Here is a 14745-nt window from a genome sequence, read left to right on the forward strand (position 1 = left end):
ACCCGCTCTTTTTTCGCTTTTCTCGTTTTTCACTGTTACCGTACCGGACTATGGAACAGCTCGTTCGCTACCAAGTAGAGCGCATGTTGCGCCGCAAACACCGCAACCCTGCCCTCCAGCTTACTCCTACCTCCCGCCTGCACGAAGATGTGGGCCTCGACTCCATCGACATGGTCGAGCTGGTCATTAATTTAGAACACCGCTTCCACATCGAAATTCCGGACCCGGAGCTGGAAACCCTGCGCACCGTACAGGATGTGCTCAACTGCGTGGATGAGCACCTGGCAGAGGTGATTTAAGAGCACTAAGGAAGTTCTTTTTTCACCTTCTACGCTTACCCCGCAAGCAACCCGAGCCCCTACTCTCACGCAGAAGGCAGAGGCTCAGGTTGCCTGCGGGCTTCTCTGGCCCCTTAACACCAAATCCTGCGCCAGCCGGTATAGTACTCCTGAACAGCTGCTGCCTAAGCGTAGCATGAGCCCTCACCCTACGAGGCGACACTTTGCATAACTGCCTGCAAACTACCTGGTAGCGCTGTTTGCTTAACCAGCTTATGCTAGCAACTGCTGCCCTTCTTGCAACCACTGAATAGCCAGGCGCTCGTCTACAAACCGCTCGGCGGTATATGGCTTGTCCTGAAAAAAGCTGGCTGCCGGGAAAGCCGCGTCTGCCTCAGCGTCACGCAAGGTCACTGGGGCCAATAGGTAGGCCAAGTAGGCGCGGCCCCCCAGCCTAGCGCGCAGCTGGGGCAGGAAGGTAGCCACCATCCACTGGGCACCCTCACGGTCGGTATTGAAGCGACGACGGGCATCCAGCAGCCAGTAGCGGCACTGGTGATGGGCCGCTACCTCCAGCAGGTAGAAGTAGCCCCGGCACATTTCCTCCAGCTCCACCTTGCGCATCCACCGGATCAGCAGCACGTCCAGGTCAGTGCGGTAGGCAACTTCGATAAACTCCGGGGCGGCTGGCAGCATTAGGGAAGATGTGAAGGGGGATTGGTTCAAAGGTACTGGTTCACGGGAGCATCAAGGCGTAGAACAACGTTATTTTGCCGTTTTCTCGACCAAACCCGTATTCTCTCCCATGATTCCGCTGATTGCCTATACGCCCCGTCTGACGCTAATTGCCGCCAGCCGCGCGCTGCTCACGGCTGAACTCACGAAGCCACAATATTTCCCGATGCTGCTCGGCGCCACCCTACCCCAGCACTGGCCCCCGGGCCACCACACTGAGGAAGCCATGCGCTACTTCCTGGAGCAGCTTACGGCCGGGGGCCGCACGGCGGCTGGGTGGTATAGCTGGTACGCCATCCTGCGGGCAGAAAATGAGGGAGTTAGGAACACGCTCATCGGGGTTGGTGGCTTTCATGGCCCGCCCCAGAATGGAACTGTGGCGCTGAGCTTTTCCGTAGCCGATGACTGGCGCGGGCGCGGCCTGGGCTCCGAACTAGTCGCGGGCCTCGTGCGCCACGTTGCCGATACGGGCTTGGTACGCCAACTTACGGCCCGCACTGCTCCGGCCAACACAGCATCCCAACGAATTCTGGAGCGCAACCGCTTCGAGCCGACGGCCCCTGCCCCCGATGCCGAGGGCTTGCTGCGGTTTCAGCGCGCAATTGTGGCGGCCGATAAAACGCCCCCGTCCGCTCCAACTTCCTGACCAGGGCCGGCTCAAGCCAACTGCTAATTTCAGCCTACCCCGATAGGTGGCACCGGTACGCAGGGTATTTTTACACTCTCACTTACCCTGCTTTCCTATGCCTGAGCCTGCCGGCGCTCCTACTGCGTATCACACTGAACTGAACGGGGCGCGGGCTATTGCCATTTGGCTGGTAGTGCTGCAGCACTGGATTGCGCCACCAGTTATGATGGGGGAAATGGGCCGGCAGATCTTGTTTGTCCTGAGCGGATACCTGATTTCCAGCATTGTGTGGGAGAAACAGGCCTACCCTGGGGCCCCTGGCAACTGGCGGCAACGGCTGGGCACTTTTTACTTGCGGCGAGTACTGCGCATCATCCCTCCCTACTACTGCACCCTGGCCCTAAGTGCCCTGCTCCCCCTGGCAACCGTGCAGGAGTACCCCGCCTGGTTTATGCTGCCCGTCGCTAATCAACTTTTCTACCACCTGCAACGCTGGGGTGAGGGCTGCGGCCACCTCTGGACGCTGGCCGTTGAGGAACAGTTCTACCTTATTTGGCCCTTGCTGCTAGCATTCGTGGGCCAGCGGTGGCGGTGGCTGCTCTTGGTGGGCATAGCCGGGCTAGCCTTCCGTATAGGATGGGGCCTGCTGGTTACCTCCGGCTTCCTGCTGGTGCTGCTGCCCTCGTCCCTGGACCTATTCACGGCGGGTACGCTGCTGCGACTTTTCGAGAAATCAGGGCAGCTGGAGCAGTGGGTACGCGGCTGGCATGTGCTGCTGGCCTGGGCCGTTTGGTGGACGCTGTGGGCTCTGCTACACAACTATCACGGCGGCGCCACCTGGCTGATGGTATTCCCGGCAGTGGGAGCAGTAGCGGCCTCCCTGACCCTGGGGTGGCTACTTTGCTACCCGGCAGCGGCCCGGCGACTGGGCTTAGTGCATCCGGTGTTGCTATGGGTAGGAAAACGGAGTTTCGGAGTGTATTTGTATCATCTGATGCTACCTGTGCTTTGGCAGCGCGTCGTATTCAAACTATGCGCTGCCGGCTCGGAGTGGCGGGTGTTGCTCCTGAAGCCACTACCAACAGTACTTGTGCTCATCCCCTTACTTCTGCTGATAACGGCTGCTTCCTGGCGTTTCGTTGAGGAGCCGCTTAGCCAGTTCAAGCGCTACCTCACCTACTCCCCTATTCGCGCCAAACAAGCTTCGGCACGCTCCTAACTTTCCTCAACCCGAAAGGTAATAGCTCACTGACAGGTCAGGTAAGACGCCCCGCTTGGATGAGCGTTCTACTAATTTTCTAAGCTAAGCAGCACGTAGATATGTCTATTACTTGCGCCAGAATGACCGAATTAGATAGATTTCAACTGTATTTCATAGACTTTTTGACATAAAACATGGGTTACAGCTTCCTCTTTCAGGTTGGTACAGGATTTGAAATAAGCCTTGTACACCTTAAGAGAGGAACCTGACCATGAATCTTATCAGCAAGGATTTTATCCGCAACATCGCCCCGCAACTCGACCTGCTTAATACGCTGGGTGGAGGCATTGCCCAGGCCTCGATGCGGATTGACAAGCGGGAAAAGGGCGTGGTGGTCCGGGTGGCTGCCCCGTCGGTAAGCCCCGACAACTTCCACGTAGTACTTAACAATAACGTCCTGACCGTATTTGCCGAGTACCGTCATTCGCCCGAAGACAAGCTGGCGGCTCCGCTATTCACCCGCACGCTGAACCTGCCCGCCACCCTCGACTACAGCCGCATCGATGCCGTGTTTGAGGGCCAGGAACTGCAGATCCGCATTCCCTACCGCGACGCAGCTACCGAGCCGCGCGAAATCAACATCAAGCAGCGCTAAGTAAGTCTAGCTGCCTATAACGCCGGGACCGACCGGCATGCTTTATGGTATCACCTGCCACTGCCCCCCGGTAGTGGCTTTTTTGTGTTCTATCTTAATTGAATAAGGGCCATAACAGCAGAAAACCAGTGAGCAGCGACAGATAGAACCAGCCCATTAGTTGGCTCCGGTGGCGGCGGGGTAGGCGGTTGCTGAGTACCAGCACGGCCACTACTACCAGCGTAAGGTGCAGGAGCAGAAACACTACCGTTTTCACCCAGTTGCTGACGATTGTGTTTTCCGGCTGAAGCTGGTTGCTCATGCCCAGACCGGAGGTAGCGAAGCGCAGCACCTGGTATGCTACTACCTCGAACAGCACAAACAAGCCGGCTCCCGCCAACAGGGCTAATGGCCCGGATTTCTGCGATACATCAGCCATATTATTTCTTAGCCAACACCTCCGCCGTCCGGGTCCGAATGTAGAGCTCTTCTACCTTGGCCCGGGCCCAGGGTGTGCGCCGCAGAAAGGTAAGGCTAGACTTGATACTTGGGTTGACGGCGAAGCAGTTAATCCGGATGCGGCGGTCCAGCTCGGGCCAGCCGTAGGCCGCTACCAGGTACTCCAGAATCTGGGCCAGCGTAACGCCGTGTAGCTCACGGATCAGGTGGCCCGATTCGTCGCGGGCGTCGGGCAGGTTGGGCAGGTCGGGCATGAGGAATAGGCAACTTGTGTAAGTAAAAGTGCGAAAAAGCAGGCGTCTTTCGGGCCCACCCGCCCCGAAAACGTACCACACACCCCTTGCCTTGCGTTACCTTTGGCAACCTGCCATTGCCTTTATGAGTGCTTCTCGTCGTTCCCGTTCTGGCTTGCCGCCTTTGTGGCGCCGGGCTTTGCTGCTGGCCTTCCTGGCTGCGCTGGCAGGTAGCCTGGTGTTTTACTGGCGGCACCAGCGGCAGCTCAACCGCTATATCCGCCGCACATACGCTTCCCTGATTAGCGGCCACCTCACGGGCCGCGAGAAAACTCCGTTGCTGGCCGGTTACTCGGTACATGGCATTGATGTCTCGGCGTACCAAGGGCGCATTGACTGGGGCCAAGTAGCTGAGCACCACGTGCGGTTTGCGTTCATCAAGGCCACGGAAGGAGTAACCCTGCGTGATGCGCGCTTCAAGCGAAACTGGCAGGGCGCCCAGGCCGCGGGCATCTACCGGGGCGCCTACCATTACTTCCAACCTAACTACGATGGCGCGAAGCAGGCCAACTTGTTTACGCGCACCGTGCCCCTGTCGCCCGGCGACTTACCGCCCGTCCTGGATGTAGAACACGCCGAGTTTCATGATGTGGCCCAGATGCGCCAGGGCGTGGCTATCTGGCTGCGGTTGGTGGAGCGTCATTACGGGGTGCGCCCCATTCTCTACTCCAACTATAGCTTCTATAAGCGCCACCTGGCCGGCCATTTCGATAAGTACCCGTTGTGGCTGGCGCACTACGAGGTGTCGCAACCTTCTCTGCCCCGCGAAAAGTGGATTATCTGGCAGCATTCCGATGAGGCCTACGTGCCCGGCATTCGGGGCACGGTCGACTTTAACGTATTTCAGGGCAACTTTGAGCGCCTGCTGGCCTTGCGCATTCCGGCTCGAAGTCAGGGGTCGGTGCCTAATTAATTTGCTCTCCTATGTTCCTTTCCGCACTGGCTACCCGTCTCCCCTTTCGCTACCTACTGCCTGCCGCCTTGGCGGTTTCCTCTTGCGCTGGAGGGGGTAGCACGTTCACGCAGTCGGGCAAGGCTTCGTATTACGCCGATAAATTTGCGGGCCGCAAAACAGCCAGCGGCTCCGTGTATCGGCCCAGCAAACGCACCGCTGCGCACAACTCCTTGCCGTTCGGCACCATTGTTCGCGTAACAAACCCGCGTAACCACCGCTCCGTGAAAGTAAAGATAACCGACCGGGGGCCGCACGCTAAGGGCCGCGTCATCGACCTTTCCCGCAAAGCAGCCCGTAAAATTGGGCTGGTGGAGGCGGGAGTAGCTCCCGTTGAGTTAAAAGTAGTTCGTAAGGTTAAGTAAGTAGCCTTTCTTTCAAGCCCCAGTTACTCATGCGCATTCGTAAGAAAGTTCAGTGGACCATTCCGGCCGAAGCCAACCGTTTCATCCAGCTCGGGGTCTTTGTAAAAGCGGCGGAAGCCCAGGGCTGGACAGAAGCCGAAATTCAGTTTGTAATGGATGAAATTGTGGAAGCCCACGACGAAGCCGAGGCCCTGCTCATCTTCCAGGACTACACTCAGCAAGCCCGCCACTAACAGCGCGGGGCAGCCCGGCCATTGCGGCCGGGCTGCCCCGTAGTATTCTGAGACCAGGCTGAAGAAGGAAGCGGCTTACTTTACCTTCTTCTTCATTTTGACCTTGCCCCCATTTTTCGACAGTTGCATCAGGCTGTCTTGCTCCGCCTTCATGGCTTTGGTTGTCATGCGGCCAGTTAAGGACATATAGTCGCCTTCTTTGAGCATGGTAGTGGTACCGTTGGCCATTGTCACGGTGCCGTCGGCATTGATTTTCGTGCCATTCACCAAGGCTGTTTCGGCGGTCAGGGGCTCGGTATGGGCGTCGCGGGTCACCATTACCTTCCCATCTTTCATCATGAACCCGTCTTTGAGGGTAACACCTTGGGGAGCGGCCGCTTTGGGGCGGGGCTGCACGGGGCGGCGGGGCGGCAGCTTCGTTTGGGCGTGGGCGCTAAGGGTAGCCGCCGCCGTGAGAAGCAGGCCAGCCAGAAGGGTACGATATACTTTCATAAGAGGTGAGACTAAAATAAATGTGAGAGAAAAGCAGCGGTAGCCAGGTAGCGTAACTTACAAAATACGGACCGAATTCTACTGTGTTGGTCGGGTAACCCCGGTTCCGTCGTACTCGTTTTACGGAGAGAATCCCAGCTTCCGGCACTGCGCCGGGAGCTTTCTTCCCGTTTAGCCTCGCTCGCCCGTGGATTACAAAGACTATTATCAGATTCTGGGCCTTGATAAAACGGCCACTAAAGACCAGATCAAGAAAGCCTACCGCAAGCTAGCCCGCCAGTACCACCCCGACGTAAATCCTAACGACGCGGAGGCGGAGCGCAAGTTCAAGGAAATCAACGAAGCGCACGAAGTACTCAGCGACGATGAAAAGCGCCAGAAGTACGACCAGCTAGGGGCCGACTGGCAGCGCTACCAACAAGCAGGTGGCAGCCGGGGCGGCCAGCCCGGCGGGGGCTTCGACTGGTCGCAGTATACCCAGGGCGGCGGATTCAGTGGCGAAGACAACCCCTTCGGCGGCACCGATTTTTCGGAGTTTTTCAGCTCCATGTTCGGCGGGATGGGCGGCGGCGGCACCCGCCCCCGCGCGGGCCAAGATTACCAAGCCGAGTTGGAGCTGACGCTGGAAGAAGCCTACCACGGCGGACCGCGCACCCTCACCGTCAACGGTAAAAACCTGCGCATTACCATTCATCCGGGCGTAGAAGACGGGCAGACCATCCGGCTGCGTGACCAAGGTGGGCCCGGGCGCAACGGCGGCCCTACTGGCTCACTGTACATTACCCTGCGCATTCTGCCGGATGCCCGCTATTCCCGCGCTGGCAACGACCTGACCATGGACGTCCCGGTGAGTATCTACACGGCTTTGCTGGGTGGAGAACAGGTAGTAGAAACCTTATCGGGTCCGGTAAAAATCAACATCAAGCCCGAAACCCAGAACGGCACCCGCCTGCGCCTGCGCGGCAAGGGCTTCCCAGTGTACCGGCAGGCAGGCCAGTTCGGCGACTTGTACCTGCGCCTGAATCTCACCTTGCCTCAAAACCTTACAGAGCAGGAAAAGGCCCTCTTCCGCCAGCTTGCGGAGCTGCGCAAGTAGGGCCCCCGTGGCTTGCGCTCCGTATTTCCTACCCCTTTACGGCTACCCAACCTCTGCTATGGAAACCCATATCATCACCCTCACTTTTCACGACTGTGCGATCCGCTACGGCTTAAGCGAAGCCGATGTGCACGAGTTTGTAGATCTGGGCCTACTGCATCCAGCCCCCGACACCCCGAACGCTCTGCGCGAAGAGCCTGACCACATTGCCCGCCTGGCCCGCCTGCACCACGAGCTAGGGCTGAGCAAGGATAGCCTGGAGGTGATTATGGCCATGCGCCAGCGTCTGGAGCAACTGCAGCAGGAGCTTACCCAGCAGCGTGCACGCGTGCGCCAACTTGAGCTGTTTCTGCGCGGCTCGGGGCCCATGCTCGACCTCGATTAAACTTCCAGGGTGAATTTCTTGCCCTACCGCAGAGCTTCGGCGTGGGCTGTTTCACCGCTTGTTTTGCAGGATTCCTAGGCACGCTTGTACGCAGCTAGGCAACTTTTCCGGGTAAGGCCGGTATAAAGTCCCAGTTTGGCCCCTCCGGTCGGGCTAATCATGTGTCACCTTTTTCACTTTTATATGCCTCCACGCATTCCCCTCTCCAAGGCGCTGACGCTTGGGCTTTCGGCCTGGGCCCTGGCTCCACTGGCTTCGCAGGCGCAAACCGCTGACCGCAAAACGGCCATCGGCATCAACGTAAGTGCCATGCAGTACAAGGGTAACTTTGGCTCCGATTACTGGAACTGGAGCGAAAACAAGTACGCCCCCGGTATCACCATCAGCCAGTACCTTTCCAAAGGTCTCGACCTGCAGCTGAGCGGGAATTATGTAGAGTTCAAGAAAAACGCCCCGGCCGGTGCTCCGTACTTCGGCAGCAACTTCGCTACCAACGTGGTGAACGTGAACCTGGGCCTGAAATTCAAGCTCCTCAAGGAAGAATCCTTCCTGCGGCCTTACCTGCTGGCTGCTCCCGGCTGGACTTACACCAGCCGCGAAGGCACCATCTTCCGCAACAACCAAACCATCAACACGGATCAGGACAAGAGCTACTTCGATTTGTTCGGGGCTGCTGGCCTGGATTTCCGTCTGGGCGAGGCTGTGCACCTGTTTGTGCAAACCGGGCAGCATATTCCACTTAAGGCAAACCTTGATGGCGACCCAGCCCGCGACGATAACAGCTGGGACGACAAATTCTTGCAGCACACCGTGGGCCTGAATGTTGCCTTAGGCAAAGTGAAGGATGAGGATAATGACGGTGTTGCTGACCGCAAAGACAAGTGCCCCGGCACCCCAGCTGGGGTAGCAGTTGATGCCAACGGTTGCCCCCTCGATGGTGACGGCGACGGTGTTCCGGATTACCAGGATAAGTGCCCCACCGAAAAAGGCCTCGCTAGCCTGGAAGGGTGCCCCGACCGTGACGGTGACGGTGTGCGTGACGGCGACGACAAGTGCCCCGACACGCCTGGCAAAGCAGAACTGCAAGGCTGCCCCGACTCGGATAACGACGGTGTAATTGACCAGAACGATAAGTGCCCCGATACCCCCGGCGGCGTGAAAGTAGATGCCAATGGCTGCCCCGTTGACTCCGACGGCGACGGTGTTCCCGACTATCAGGACCGCTGCCCGCAGCGCCCCGGCCCGGCCTCGAACAAAGGCTGCCCGGAAATGAAAATAGAGGAAAAGAAGCGCCTGCAGGAAGCTACCAAGTACATCCAGTTCGAGTTCAACAAGGCAACCCTGAAGCCGATTTCGTTCCCGACCCTCGATGGCCTGGTGCAAATCCTGAACGACTACCCGGATTACTTCCTCGGTATCTCGGCTCACGCCGATAACGTGGGTAACGACGACTACAACCTGCGTCTGTCGGATGAGCGTGCTGCCTCGGCCCGGGCCTATATGCTGCGCAAAGGCATACCTGAAAACCGCATCGTATCGCACGGCTACGGGGAAAGCAAGCCGATTGCTCCGAACACCACGGAAGCCGGCCGCGCCCTTAACCGCCGCGTAGAGTTCGACGTGTATCTGCCCGGCGACCCGAACCCCGCCGAAACCAAGTACGGTCCCGCTCCGGAAATTCCGGCTGCTCCCGTGAAAGCGGCTACTCCGGCCAAGAAAGCCCCCGCGAAAAAGGCTCCGGTCCGCCGCCCCGCCTCGCGCCGGTAGTACTTCCCGGTTTGTTAATTCATGAAAAAGCCCGCTCATAAGAGCGGGCTTTTTTGTTGCCTTGCAGTGCTACTCCTGCTTATCTCTCTGAACTATTTGTCCGCTGCCGGAGGTAGTCGGCGTACTCGTCTTGCAGCGTACTCTCCGCAACGTACCGTTGGTCAGAAGCCCCGTAGGAATTCCGGGCGAAAGACAAGGCTTCTTCTACAGTGTCAAACTCTGTCGTAATGCCGTACGGTTCGTCTTCATCCGGCTCCGTGAAGCTGAAGATATCAAGGTAGTTTTCCTCTCCTTCGTCCTCGGTTTCGTGGTAGCAGACGGCAAAGGCTTTGTCGTCGCCCCTATCCAGCGTCAGCTATTCCAGCACCGTGTAGTCCGGCGTAACCTCATAGCCCAGAAACTGAGCTATTGACTTGCCCAGGGAAAGCCGCGCCCGCGCCTCTTGTTCGTGTAGGCAGCGGTTTATAGCATAGTTGAGTTAGTATACTCCTACCCCACATCTACCAGCAAGGCCAGCAGCAGGCCCGCCAGCGTGGCAACCAACTTGCGCACGTTCAGGCTGTGGTCGGGGCTGGTTTCGAAGAGGATGGTGGTAGAAACGTGCAGGAAGTTGCCGGCCACCAGGCCCAGCAGGCCGGCGTACAGCCCGCCGGTAAGCAGCTGTTCCAGCACCACGTAGTTACTGACGATAATGCCCGCCGGACCGGCCACGGCAAACAGCAGCAGGTAGGGCAAGGCCCGGCGGAAGGAGCCCAGCCGTAGCAGTAAGGCCGCCATCAGGGCGAAAGCCGCCGGAATGTGGTGCAGGGCTACCCCAGCCAGAATAGCGTAGAAATTCCGGCTGACGTCGCCGGCCTCCGGCGTTTTTACCAGAATGCTACCTTCCAAAAAGGAGTGCAGTACCAAAGAAAACAGTAGCAGAAACGGCACTCGCCCTGCGTGCTCGGTGTGATGATGCACGTGCCCGTGCTCCACACCCTGCGAGAATACTTCCAGCAGCATCTGCCCGAAAAACCCTGCCAGCACAAAGTAGCCCACTCGGTGGCCGGGGAGCATTTGCAAGGCCTCCGGCAGTAGGTGGGTAACGGTAAGAGTAAACAGGTAGGCTCCACTAAAAGCCAGCAGGGGCTTCATCCAGGTGGTACGAGCCGTTGGCACCAGGCGGGTCAGCCAGCCGGCTCCCAGCACGGTTAGAAACAACGCGAAAACGGCAAACCACATACAAACGAGAGGGGATACTAGGTACGCAGGTAATCAGTACCTGCTGGCGGATGATACGAGTGGAGGAAACAGCCGGTGGGCCCATCCGGTTTGCGCAGCCTAGTGCACCCACTCTACCACTCAGTTCTATTTATTTTTTAAGCACGAAAATCATCCGGGGGCTGGTGGCGGCCTCGAATGGTGCCAGCTGGTAGTCGCCAAGCACTTCAACCAGGCGCAGTCCGGCCATCTGGAAGTAACTCTCAAACTGCTCCCGGCGCAGGGCCCGCACCCGTTCCTCGAAGTATTGCTCCTGCTGCGCCTCATCCTGGAATCGGATTTCCTTCACGATGAAGCCGTTGTGAAAGTGCCGGTACAAGTGAAACTCGGTGCCCTCCACCTGCTTGGTTTCGTGCGCTACCAGCGTCTGTACTGTCAACGCGGTATTGAGAAAGTCGATAACCATTTTCCCACCGGGCCGCAAGGCCGCAGCTGCGTTGCGCAGGGCCAGTACGTTATCGGTTTCCTGCGCGAAGTAGCCGAAACTGGTAAACAGGTTCAGCACAAAATCAAACGGACCGGCGGGCAGCGGCTCGCGCATATCGTGCACGTAGAACTGCAATTGCGCGTGCTCGAACTGCCGGGCGTACTGAATGCTTGCCGCCGAGAGGTCTACGCCCGTTACGTGGTAGCCCTGCGCGCTCAGGTAGCGGGCGTGGCGTCCTTTGCCGCAGGCCAGATCCAGCAGGTGCGTCCCGGGTTTCGGGTGCAGGTACTGCAGCAGCTTATCCAGAAAGGCCTGGGCCTCCGCCTGGTCCCGGTTCTGGTACAGGCGGTGGTAATAGGGCGAGTCAAACCAGGTGCTAAACCATTCGATGGGGGAGGCCGCGAGCATGAGTGGGTGGGGAAGGTAAAAATGAAAAAGGGCGTTTACACGCCCTTTTTGCCGGATAGCAGCAGGCACGGGGCTTCATATTTGCAACAATGCTGCAAATATGAAGCCCCGCGGGTTCAAATCAAAGTGCAGTTCCTGCCTTGGCGGCTGGGTTAGGCTCCAGGTCCATGTCGCAGACCGGGCACTTGCCGGGCTTGTCGCTGGCGCTACCTTCGCAGCCCATAGGGCAGATGTAGGCGGCCGTAGCAGTGGGCAGTGCCGTGCTATCGGCTGCGGAGGCAGCCGACGTTTCGGGGGTAGCAGCCTGCTCAGCGGGCTTCGATTGGCAGCCGGTCAGGGTAGTGCCAAAGGTGAGCAGCGTAGCGGCTACAGCTGATTTCCAGAAAGGTATCATCGCAGAAGATTACTGCTTGGGAGCCGGCTCGGCGGTTTCAGCCTTCTGGTCGTCCACGCCCTTTTTGTCGCTCTTGATAGCCTGGGAGCTGTTGGTGTGGGTAGCATCCTCGGCATCGGCCGTGCGGGCTTCTTCGGCCGTTACCCGGTCGCGCTGGTTGGTTTCATCCAGCGTAACCTCCGAGCTAATCGGACGCTCAATGGCCCCGCCCTTCGACTGGTCGGCAGCTTCGGATGTATGCTGGTCGAAATTGTCGGAGGAGCGGCTGCCGGGCTCTACCATATCCAGCGACACCTTTTTATCAGGACGCCAGTCCGAGGGTTCGCTGCTGCACGCGTTGAGGGCCAGCGTAGCCAGGGCCAGGGCGGAAAGTACGAGTTGCTTGCTCATGGGAAGAGAAAAGAAATCTGTAAGAAGTAAGGACGAAAAAACAACGCCGGAGGTTAGTGCCGGGCTTTACGCGGCAACCGGTCCGCCGCCGGGCAGCAGGTTCTTACGGCGCAGCATGGCATCAAACAGCTTCTGGTCGTTGGGCGAGTTGAAGATGCGGTCCGGGACCTGCAGGAAAATGGGTGTATCGAAGGTTTTGGCCATCCACAGGCGCCAGCCTTTCAGTTCCTGGGGCAGCTCCGGGGCGCGCAACGAGAGCAGATAACCGTCGGCCTCGCGCTTTACGTCGCCAATCATGTCCCAGGTCAGGCGCATGCCTTCCTTCTCGTTGCGGCGCAGCACAATCTGCTTGTTATCAAACTCGTAGCCCAGCTTTTCGAACAGGGGCTTGGTTTGCTCTACCTGCGTAACGCCGGTTACCTGGGCCGAGCGGAAGAGCACATACAGCAGCGTAAGCAGTAGCGCACCCGCCAGCCACCACCACGAGGGCCAGATAAGGGCCGGCAGCAGCCCCACGGCAAACGGAATCAGGGCGTACCACCACTCCCGCCGCCACACCCGAGCCATAGCCAGGCGGGTGTAGGTATCGGTATCGAGCTGATGTTTTTTGGTGCGGATAGCCAGCGGCGAAGCGCCCCCTTGCTGGACTTGCTGCCGGTAGGCGCCGCGTTGGTTGGGAAGTTGCATTTGAGGAAATGTGAAAAAGATGTTGAATGTGGCTGAAAGGTGAAAATGCGCTCGGCCGGCTCGGGCCGGAACGACTGTCTATCACATCTTCCACATTGCTCACACTAAAAGTTAATAGGCTTTCAGGCTCATATCGAGGCTCCGAATGGAGTGCGTCAGGGCGCCCACGGAAATGTAATCGACGCCGGTGGCGGCTACCTCGGCAATCGTTTCTTCGGTAATGCCACCGCTGGCTTCCAGAGGGTAGCGGCCCGCCACCAGGGCCACGGCCTCGCGCAGTTGCGCCGGAGCCATGTTGTCAAGCATAATCCGGTCGATGCCGCCGGTGTCCAGGGCCTGCTGTACTTCGGCCAGGCTACGGGTTTCAATTTCGATGGGCAACTGCCGGCCGGTGCGGGCGAGGTAGGCGCGGGAAGCCTCAATGGCCTGCCGGATGCCACCGGCGTAGTCGACGTGGTTGTCCTTGAGGATGATCATATCGAACAGCCCGTAGCGGTGGTTAACGCCGCCGCCAATCAACACGGCCCACTTCTCGCAGAGGCGGAAGTTGGGGGTAGTCTTGCGGGTATCGAGCAGGCGGGCCTTGGTGCCGGCCAGCAGGCTGGTCAGGTGGGCCGTGCGCGTGGCAATACCGCTCATGCGCTGCATGCAGTTAAGCACCAGCCGCTCGCCGGTCAGGATGCTCTGGGCCCTACCCTCCACGGTAAAGGCAATATCGCCGTGCTTGACCAGGGCCCCGTCCTCCAAGCGGGTTACCAGGCGCAGATCGGCATCTACCTCGCGGAAAATGCGGCGGGCCAGCTCTACCCCGGCCAGTACGCCCTCATCTTTGATAAGCAAGTGGGCGCGGTTACGGGCCTCCGCCGGAATAGCCGACAGGGCTGAATGGTCACCGTCGCCGACATCTTCGGCCAAGGCCGTGCGGATAAACGAGGATAACGCCTCGGGGGTAAGGTAGGTGGGTGTCTGCACGGGGCAAAAATAGTCAAAATTGCCCCCACTTACTTACTGCCTCTTTCCCTGTTCTCCGGCGCTGCCCTGCGGGGTAGGCGGCCATCTTCCTGGCCTGCCTCAACCACAAGCCAGGCGCGGGCCCGGGTTCTGGGGCAAGCACAAAAAAACGCCGCGAAAACAAAGTCTCGCGGCGCTGGGAGAGGTAGGGAAACAAGGAGCTAGTTCTCCTTGGTGAAGTCAATAGTTGCTATTTTCATGCTGCCGCCCGCACCTTTCATTTTCACGAACATGCGGTAGGCACCATCCTTCCCCGTGTATTTGCCCACGGCATAGGGCGTTCCTTCGGTACTACCGCCGTAGTGAATGAAGTCAAAAGAGGCTGGAGAATGCTTCGCGAAAAAATCCTTCATCACGAACTCCGCCTGCGTGGCGCTGTAGCTCTGCTTGTCCCCGTCGAAGCCCAGCTCCACAGTGGGCGCAAAGAACTGCGCTAAGTCGCGGGAGGAGCTGCTGCGGATGGCATTACGCACGGGAACAAAAGCTTCGCCCTGCGCCAGGGCTCCCACTGACAGCAACAGGCTCCACGCCAGGGCGAAGGCCAAAAAGAAGTTGCGTTTCATGTTAGTGTAAAGGGTACGTCATGCAGTGCACTAAAACTATGCCAACCTGTTACTGGTTATTGCTTGGGCTCCGCAACGAGGTAGCTT

At 58.7% G+C, this 14745-nt stretch carries 21 protein-coding genes; 10 read left to right on the forward strand and 11 right to left on the reverse strand.

The features are described 5' to 3' along the window. Positions 1 to 50 precede the first annotated feature (50 nt). Positions 51 to 299, forward strand: coding sequence for a phosphopantetheine-binding protein (locus K3G63_RS14890; RefSeq protein ID WP_220614877.1), 249 nt, complete (start codon positions 51 to 53; stop codon positions 297 to 299). A gap of 252 nt (positions 300 to 551) precedes the next feature. Here the strand turns inward: K3G63_RS14890 and K3G63_RS14895 are convergent, their stop codons facing one another. Further along, entirely contained in the window at positions 552 to 974 is a 423-nt protein-coding gene (locus tag K3G63_RS14895; protein WP_220614878.1) for a hypothetical protein, read from the reverse strand. Positions 975 to 1083: 109 nt separating this feature from the next. Between K3G63_RS14895 and K3G63_RS14900 the strand changes: the two genes are divergently transcribed. From K3G63_RS14900 to K3G63_RS14910, 3 genes are all read left to right on the forward strand, one after another. After that, the gene (locus tag K3G63_RS14900; RefSeq protein ID WP_220614879.1) at positions 1084 to 1659 is read left to right on the forward strand and encodes a GNAT family N-acetyltransferase; all 576 of its coding nucleotides are present in this window, start codon (positions 1084 to 1086) and stop codon (positions 1657 to 1659) included. Between the two features lie 97 nt (positions 1660 to 1756). Continuing rightward, positions 1757 to 2860, forward strand: coding sequence for an acyltransferase (locus tag K3G63_RS14905; RefSeq protein WP_220614880.1), 1104 nt, complete (start codon positions 1757 to 1759; stop codon positions 2858 to 2860). 253 nt (positions 2861 to 3113) lie between these two features. Then, the gene (locus K3G63_RS14910; RefSeq protein WP_220614881.1) at positions 3114 to 3497 is read left to right on the forward strand and encodes an Hsp20/alpha crystallin family protein; all 384 of its coding nucleotides are present in this window, start codon (positions 3114 to 3116) and stop codon (positions 3495 to 3497) included. Positions 3498 to 3591: 94 nt separating this feature from the next. Here K3G63_RS14910 and K3G63_RS14915 read toward each other — a convergent pair whose 3' ends face one another. Next, entirely contained in the window at positions 3592 to 3915 is a 324-nt protein-coding gene (locus tag K3G63_RS14915; RefSeq protein ID WP_220614882.1) for a hypothetical protein, read from the reverse strand. A gap of 1 nt (position 3916) precedes the next feature. Beyond that, positions 3917 to 4189: a VF530 family DNA-binding protein gene (locus K3G63_RS14920; protein ID WP_220614883.1), complete on the reverse strand. Its 273-nt coding sequence runs from the start codon at positions 4187 to 4189 to the stop codon at positions 3917 to 3919. A 124-nt stretch (positions 4190 to 4313) separates the two neighbouring features. Between K3G63_RS14920 and K3G63_RS14925 the strand changes: the two genes are divergently transcribed. Genes K3G63_RS14925 through K3G63_RS14935 form a run of 3 tightly spaced genes read left to right on the forward strand, consistent with a single transcriptional unit; the run spans position 4314 to position 5778 of the window. Next, positions 4314 to 5141, forward strand: coding sequence for a glycoside hydrolase family 25 protein (locus K3G63_RS14925; RefSeq protein WP_220614884.1), 828 nt, complete (start codon positions 4314 to 4316; stop codon positions 5139 to 5141). An 11-nt stretch (positions 5142 to 5152) separates the two neighbouring features. After that, positions 5153 to 5545, forward strand: coding sequence for a septal ring lytic transglycosylase RlpA family protein (locus K3G63_RS14930; protein WP_220614885.1), 393 nt, complete (start codon positions 5153 to 5155; stop codon positions 5543 to 5545). 29 nt (positions 5546 to 5574) lie between these two features. Beyond that, complete coding sequence (locus tag K3G63_RS14935) at positions 5575 to 5778, forward strand: hypothetical protein (RefSeq protein WP_220614886.1); 204 nt, start codon at positions 5575 to 5577, stop codon at positions 5776 to 5778. Between the two features lie 75 nt (positions 5779 to 5853). Here the strand turns inward: K3G63_RS14935 and K3G63_RS14940 are convergent, their stop codons facing one another. Further along, a complete protein-coding gene (locus K3G63_RS14940; RefSeq protein ID WP_220614887.1) occupies positions 5854 to 6270 on the reverse strand; it encodes a DUF6799 domain-containing protein in 417 nt (138 codons plus the stop codon). Positions 6271 to 6457: 187 nt separating this feature from the next. On the opposite strand from K3G63_RS14940, the gene K3G63_RS14945 reads away from it, so the two are divergent. From K3G63_RS14945 to K3G63_RS23085, 3 genes are all read left to right on the forward strand, one after another. Further along, positions 6458 to 7366 (forward strand): DnaJ C-terminal domain-containing protein, encoded by a 909-nt coding sequence (locus K3G63_RS14945; protein ID WP_220614888.1) that lies wholly within the window; start codon positions 6458 to 6460, stop codon positions 7364 to 7366. Between the two features lie 58 nt (positions 7367 to 7424). After that, a complete protein-coding gene (locus K3G63_RS14950) occupies positions 7425 to 7751 on the forward strand; it encodes a chaperone modulator CbpM (RefSeq protein WP_220614889.1) in 327 nt (108 codons plus the stop codon). Between the two features lie 183 nt (positions 7752 to 7934). Next, a complete protein-coding gene (locus K3G63_RS23085) occupies positions 7935 to 9518 on the forward strand; it encodes an OmpA family protein (protein WP_220614890.1) in 1584 nt (527 codons plus the stop codon). Between the two features lie 489 nt (positions 9519 to 10007). Here K3G63_RS23085 and K3G63_RS14960 read toward each other — a convergent pair whose 3' ends face one another. The 7 genes from K3G63_RS14960 to K3G63_RS14990 all read right to left on the reverse strand — a co-directional run bounded on the left by K3G63_RS14960 (position 10008) and on the right by K3G63_RS14990 (position 14658). Further along, on the reverse strand, positions 10008 to 10739 hold the full coding sequence (locus K3G63_RS14960; protein WP_220614891.1) for a ZIP family metal transporter: 732 nt from the start codon (positions 10737 to 10739) through the stop codon (positions 10008 to 10010). A 130-nt stretch (positions 10740 to 10869) separates the two neighbouring features. Then, the gene (locus K3G63_RS14965) at positions 10870 to 11613 is read right to left on the reverse strand and encodes a cyclopropane-fatty-acyl-phospholipid synthase family protein (protein ID WP_220614892.1); all 744 of its coding nucleotides are present in this window, start codon (positions 11611 to 11613) and stop codon (positions 10870 to 10872) included. Between the two features lie 121 nt (positions 11614 to 11734). Next, positions 11735 to 12007: a heavy metal-binding domain-containing protein gene (locus K3G63_RS14970; RefSeq protein ID WP_220614893.1), complete on the reverse strand. Its 273-nt coding sequence runs from the start codon at positions 12005 to 12007 to the stop codon at positions 11735 to 11737. Between the two features lie 9 nt (positions 12008 to 12016). After that, positions 12017 to 12397 carry a hypothetical protein gene (locus K3G63_RS14975; RefSeq protein WP_220614894.1) on the reverse strand — a complete coding sequence of 127 codons (381 nt, stop codon included), beginning with the start codon at positions 12395 to 12397 and terminating at the stop codon, positions 12017 to 12019. Positions 12398 to 12463: 66 nt separating this feature from the next. Continuing rightward, positions 12464 to 13084, reverse strand: a complete 621-nt coding sequence (locus K3G63_RS14980; RefSeq protein ID WP_220614895.1) for a hypothetical protein — start codon at positions 13082 to 13084, stop codon at positions 12464 to 12466. 111 nt (positions 13085 to 13195) lie between these two features. Then, complete coding sequence (gene nadC / locus K3G63_RS14985; protein ID WP_220614896.1) at positions 13196 to 14056, reverse strand: carboxylating nicotinate-nucleotide diphosphorylase; 861 nt, start codon at positions 14054 to 14056, stop codon at positions 13196 to 13198. A 200-nt stretch (positions 14057 to 14256) separates the two neighbouring features. After that, positions 14257 to 14658 (reverse strand): DUF4783 domain-containing protein, encoded by a 402-nt coding sequence (locus K3G63_RS14990; protein ID WP_220614897.1) that lies wholly within the window; start codon positions 14656 to 14658, stop codon positions 14257 to 14259. Positions 14659 to 14745: the final 87 nt, after the last annotated feature.

Source organism: Hymenobacter sp. HSC-4F20 (genome assembly GCF_019599275.1).
Classification (GTDB): domain Bacteria; phylum Bacteroidota; class Bacteroidia; order Cytophagales; family Hymenobacteraceae; genus Hymenobacter.

Bases quoted from the DNA above. Each gene is read 5' to 3' on its own strand.
- K3G63_RS14890 (WP_220614877.1), top strand. From the start codon at position 51: ATGGAACAGCTCGTTCGCTACCAAGTAGAGCGCATGTTGCGCCGCAAA.
- K3G63_RS14895 (WP_220614878.1), bottom strand. From the start codon at position 974: ATGCTGCCAGCCGCCCCGGAGTTTATCGAAGTTGCCTACCGCACTGAC.
- K3G63_RS14900 (WP_220614879.1), top strand. From the start codon at position 1,084: ATGATTCCGCTGATTGCCTATACGCCCCGTCTGACGCTAATTGCCGCC.
- K3G63_RS14905 (WP_220614880.1), top strand. From the start codon at position 1,757: ATGCCTGAGCCTGCCGGCGCTCCTACTGCGTATCACACTGAACTGAAC.
- K3G63_RS14910 (WP_220614881.1), top strand. From the start codon at position 3,114: ATGAATCTTATCAGCAAGGATTTTATCCGCAACATCGCCCCGCAACTC.
- K3G63_RS14915 (WP_220614882.1), bottom strand. From the start codon at position 3,915: ATGGCTGATGTATCGCAGAAATCCGGGCCATTAGCCCTGTTGGCGGGA.
- K3G63_RS14920 (WP_220614883.1), bottom strand. From the start codon at position 4,189: ATGCCCGACCTGCCCAACCTGCCCGACGCCCGCGACGAATCGGGCCAC.
- K3G63_RS14925 (WP_220614884.1), top strand. From the start codon at position 4,314: ATGAGTGCTTCTCGTCGTTCCCGTTCTGGCTTGCCGCCTTTGTGGCGC.
- K3G63_RS14930 (WP_220614885.1), top strand. From the start codon at position 5,153: ATGTTCCTTTCCGCACTGGCTACCCGTCTCCCCTTTCGCTACCTACTG.
- K3G63_RS14935 (WP_220614886.1), top strand. From the start codon at position 5,575: ATGCGCATTCGTAAGAAAGTTCAGTGGACCATTCCGGCCGAAGCCAAC.
- K3G63_RS14940 (WP_220614887.1), bottom strand. From the start codon at position 6,270: ATGAAAGTATATCGTACCCTTCTGGCTGGCCTGCTTCTCACGGCGGCG.
- K3G63_RS14950 (WP_220614889.1), top strand. From the start codon at position 7,425: ATGGAAACCCATATCATCACCCTCACTTTTCACGACTGTGCGATCCGC.
- K3G63_RS23085 (WP_220614890.1), top strand. From the start codon at position 7,935: ATGCCTCCACGCATTCCCCTCTCCAAGGCGCTGACGCTTGGGCTTTCG.
- K3G63_RS14960 (WP_220614891.1), bottom strand. From the start codon at position 10,739: ATGTGGTTTGCCGTTTTCGCGTTGTTTCTAACCGTGCTGGGAGCCGGC.
- K3G63_RS14965 (WP_220614892.1), bottom strand. From the start codon at position 11,613: ATGCTCGCGGCCTCCCCCATCGAATGGTTTAGCACCTGGTTTGACTCG.
- K3G63_RS14970 (WP_220614893.1), bottom strand. From the start codon at position 12,007: ATGATACCTTTCTGGAAATCAGCTGTAGCCGCTACGCTGCTCACCTTT.
- K3G63_RS14975 (WP_220614894.1), bottom strand. From the start codon at position 12,397: ATGAGCAAGCAACTCGTACTTTCCGCCCTGGCCCTGGCTACGCTGGCC.
- K3G63_RS14980 (WP_220614895.1), bottom strand. From the start codon at position 13,084: ATGCAACTTCCCAACCAACGCGGCGCCTACCGGCAGCAAGTCCAGCAA.
- K3G63_RS14990 (WP_220614897.1), bottom strand. From the start codon at position 14,658: ATGAAACGCAACTTCTTTTTGGCCTTCGCCCTGGCGTGGAGCCTGTTG.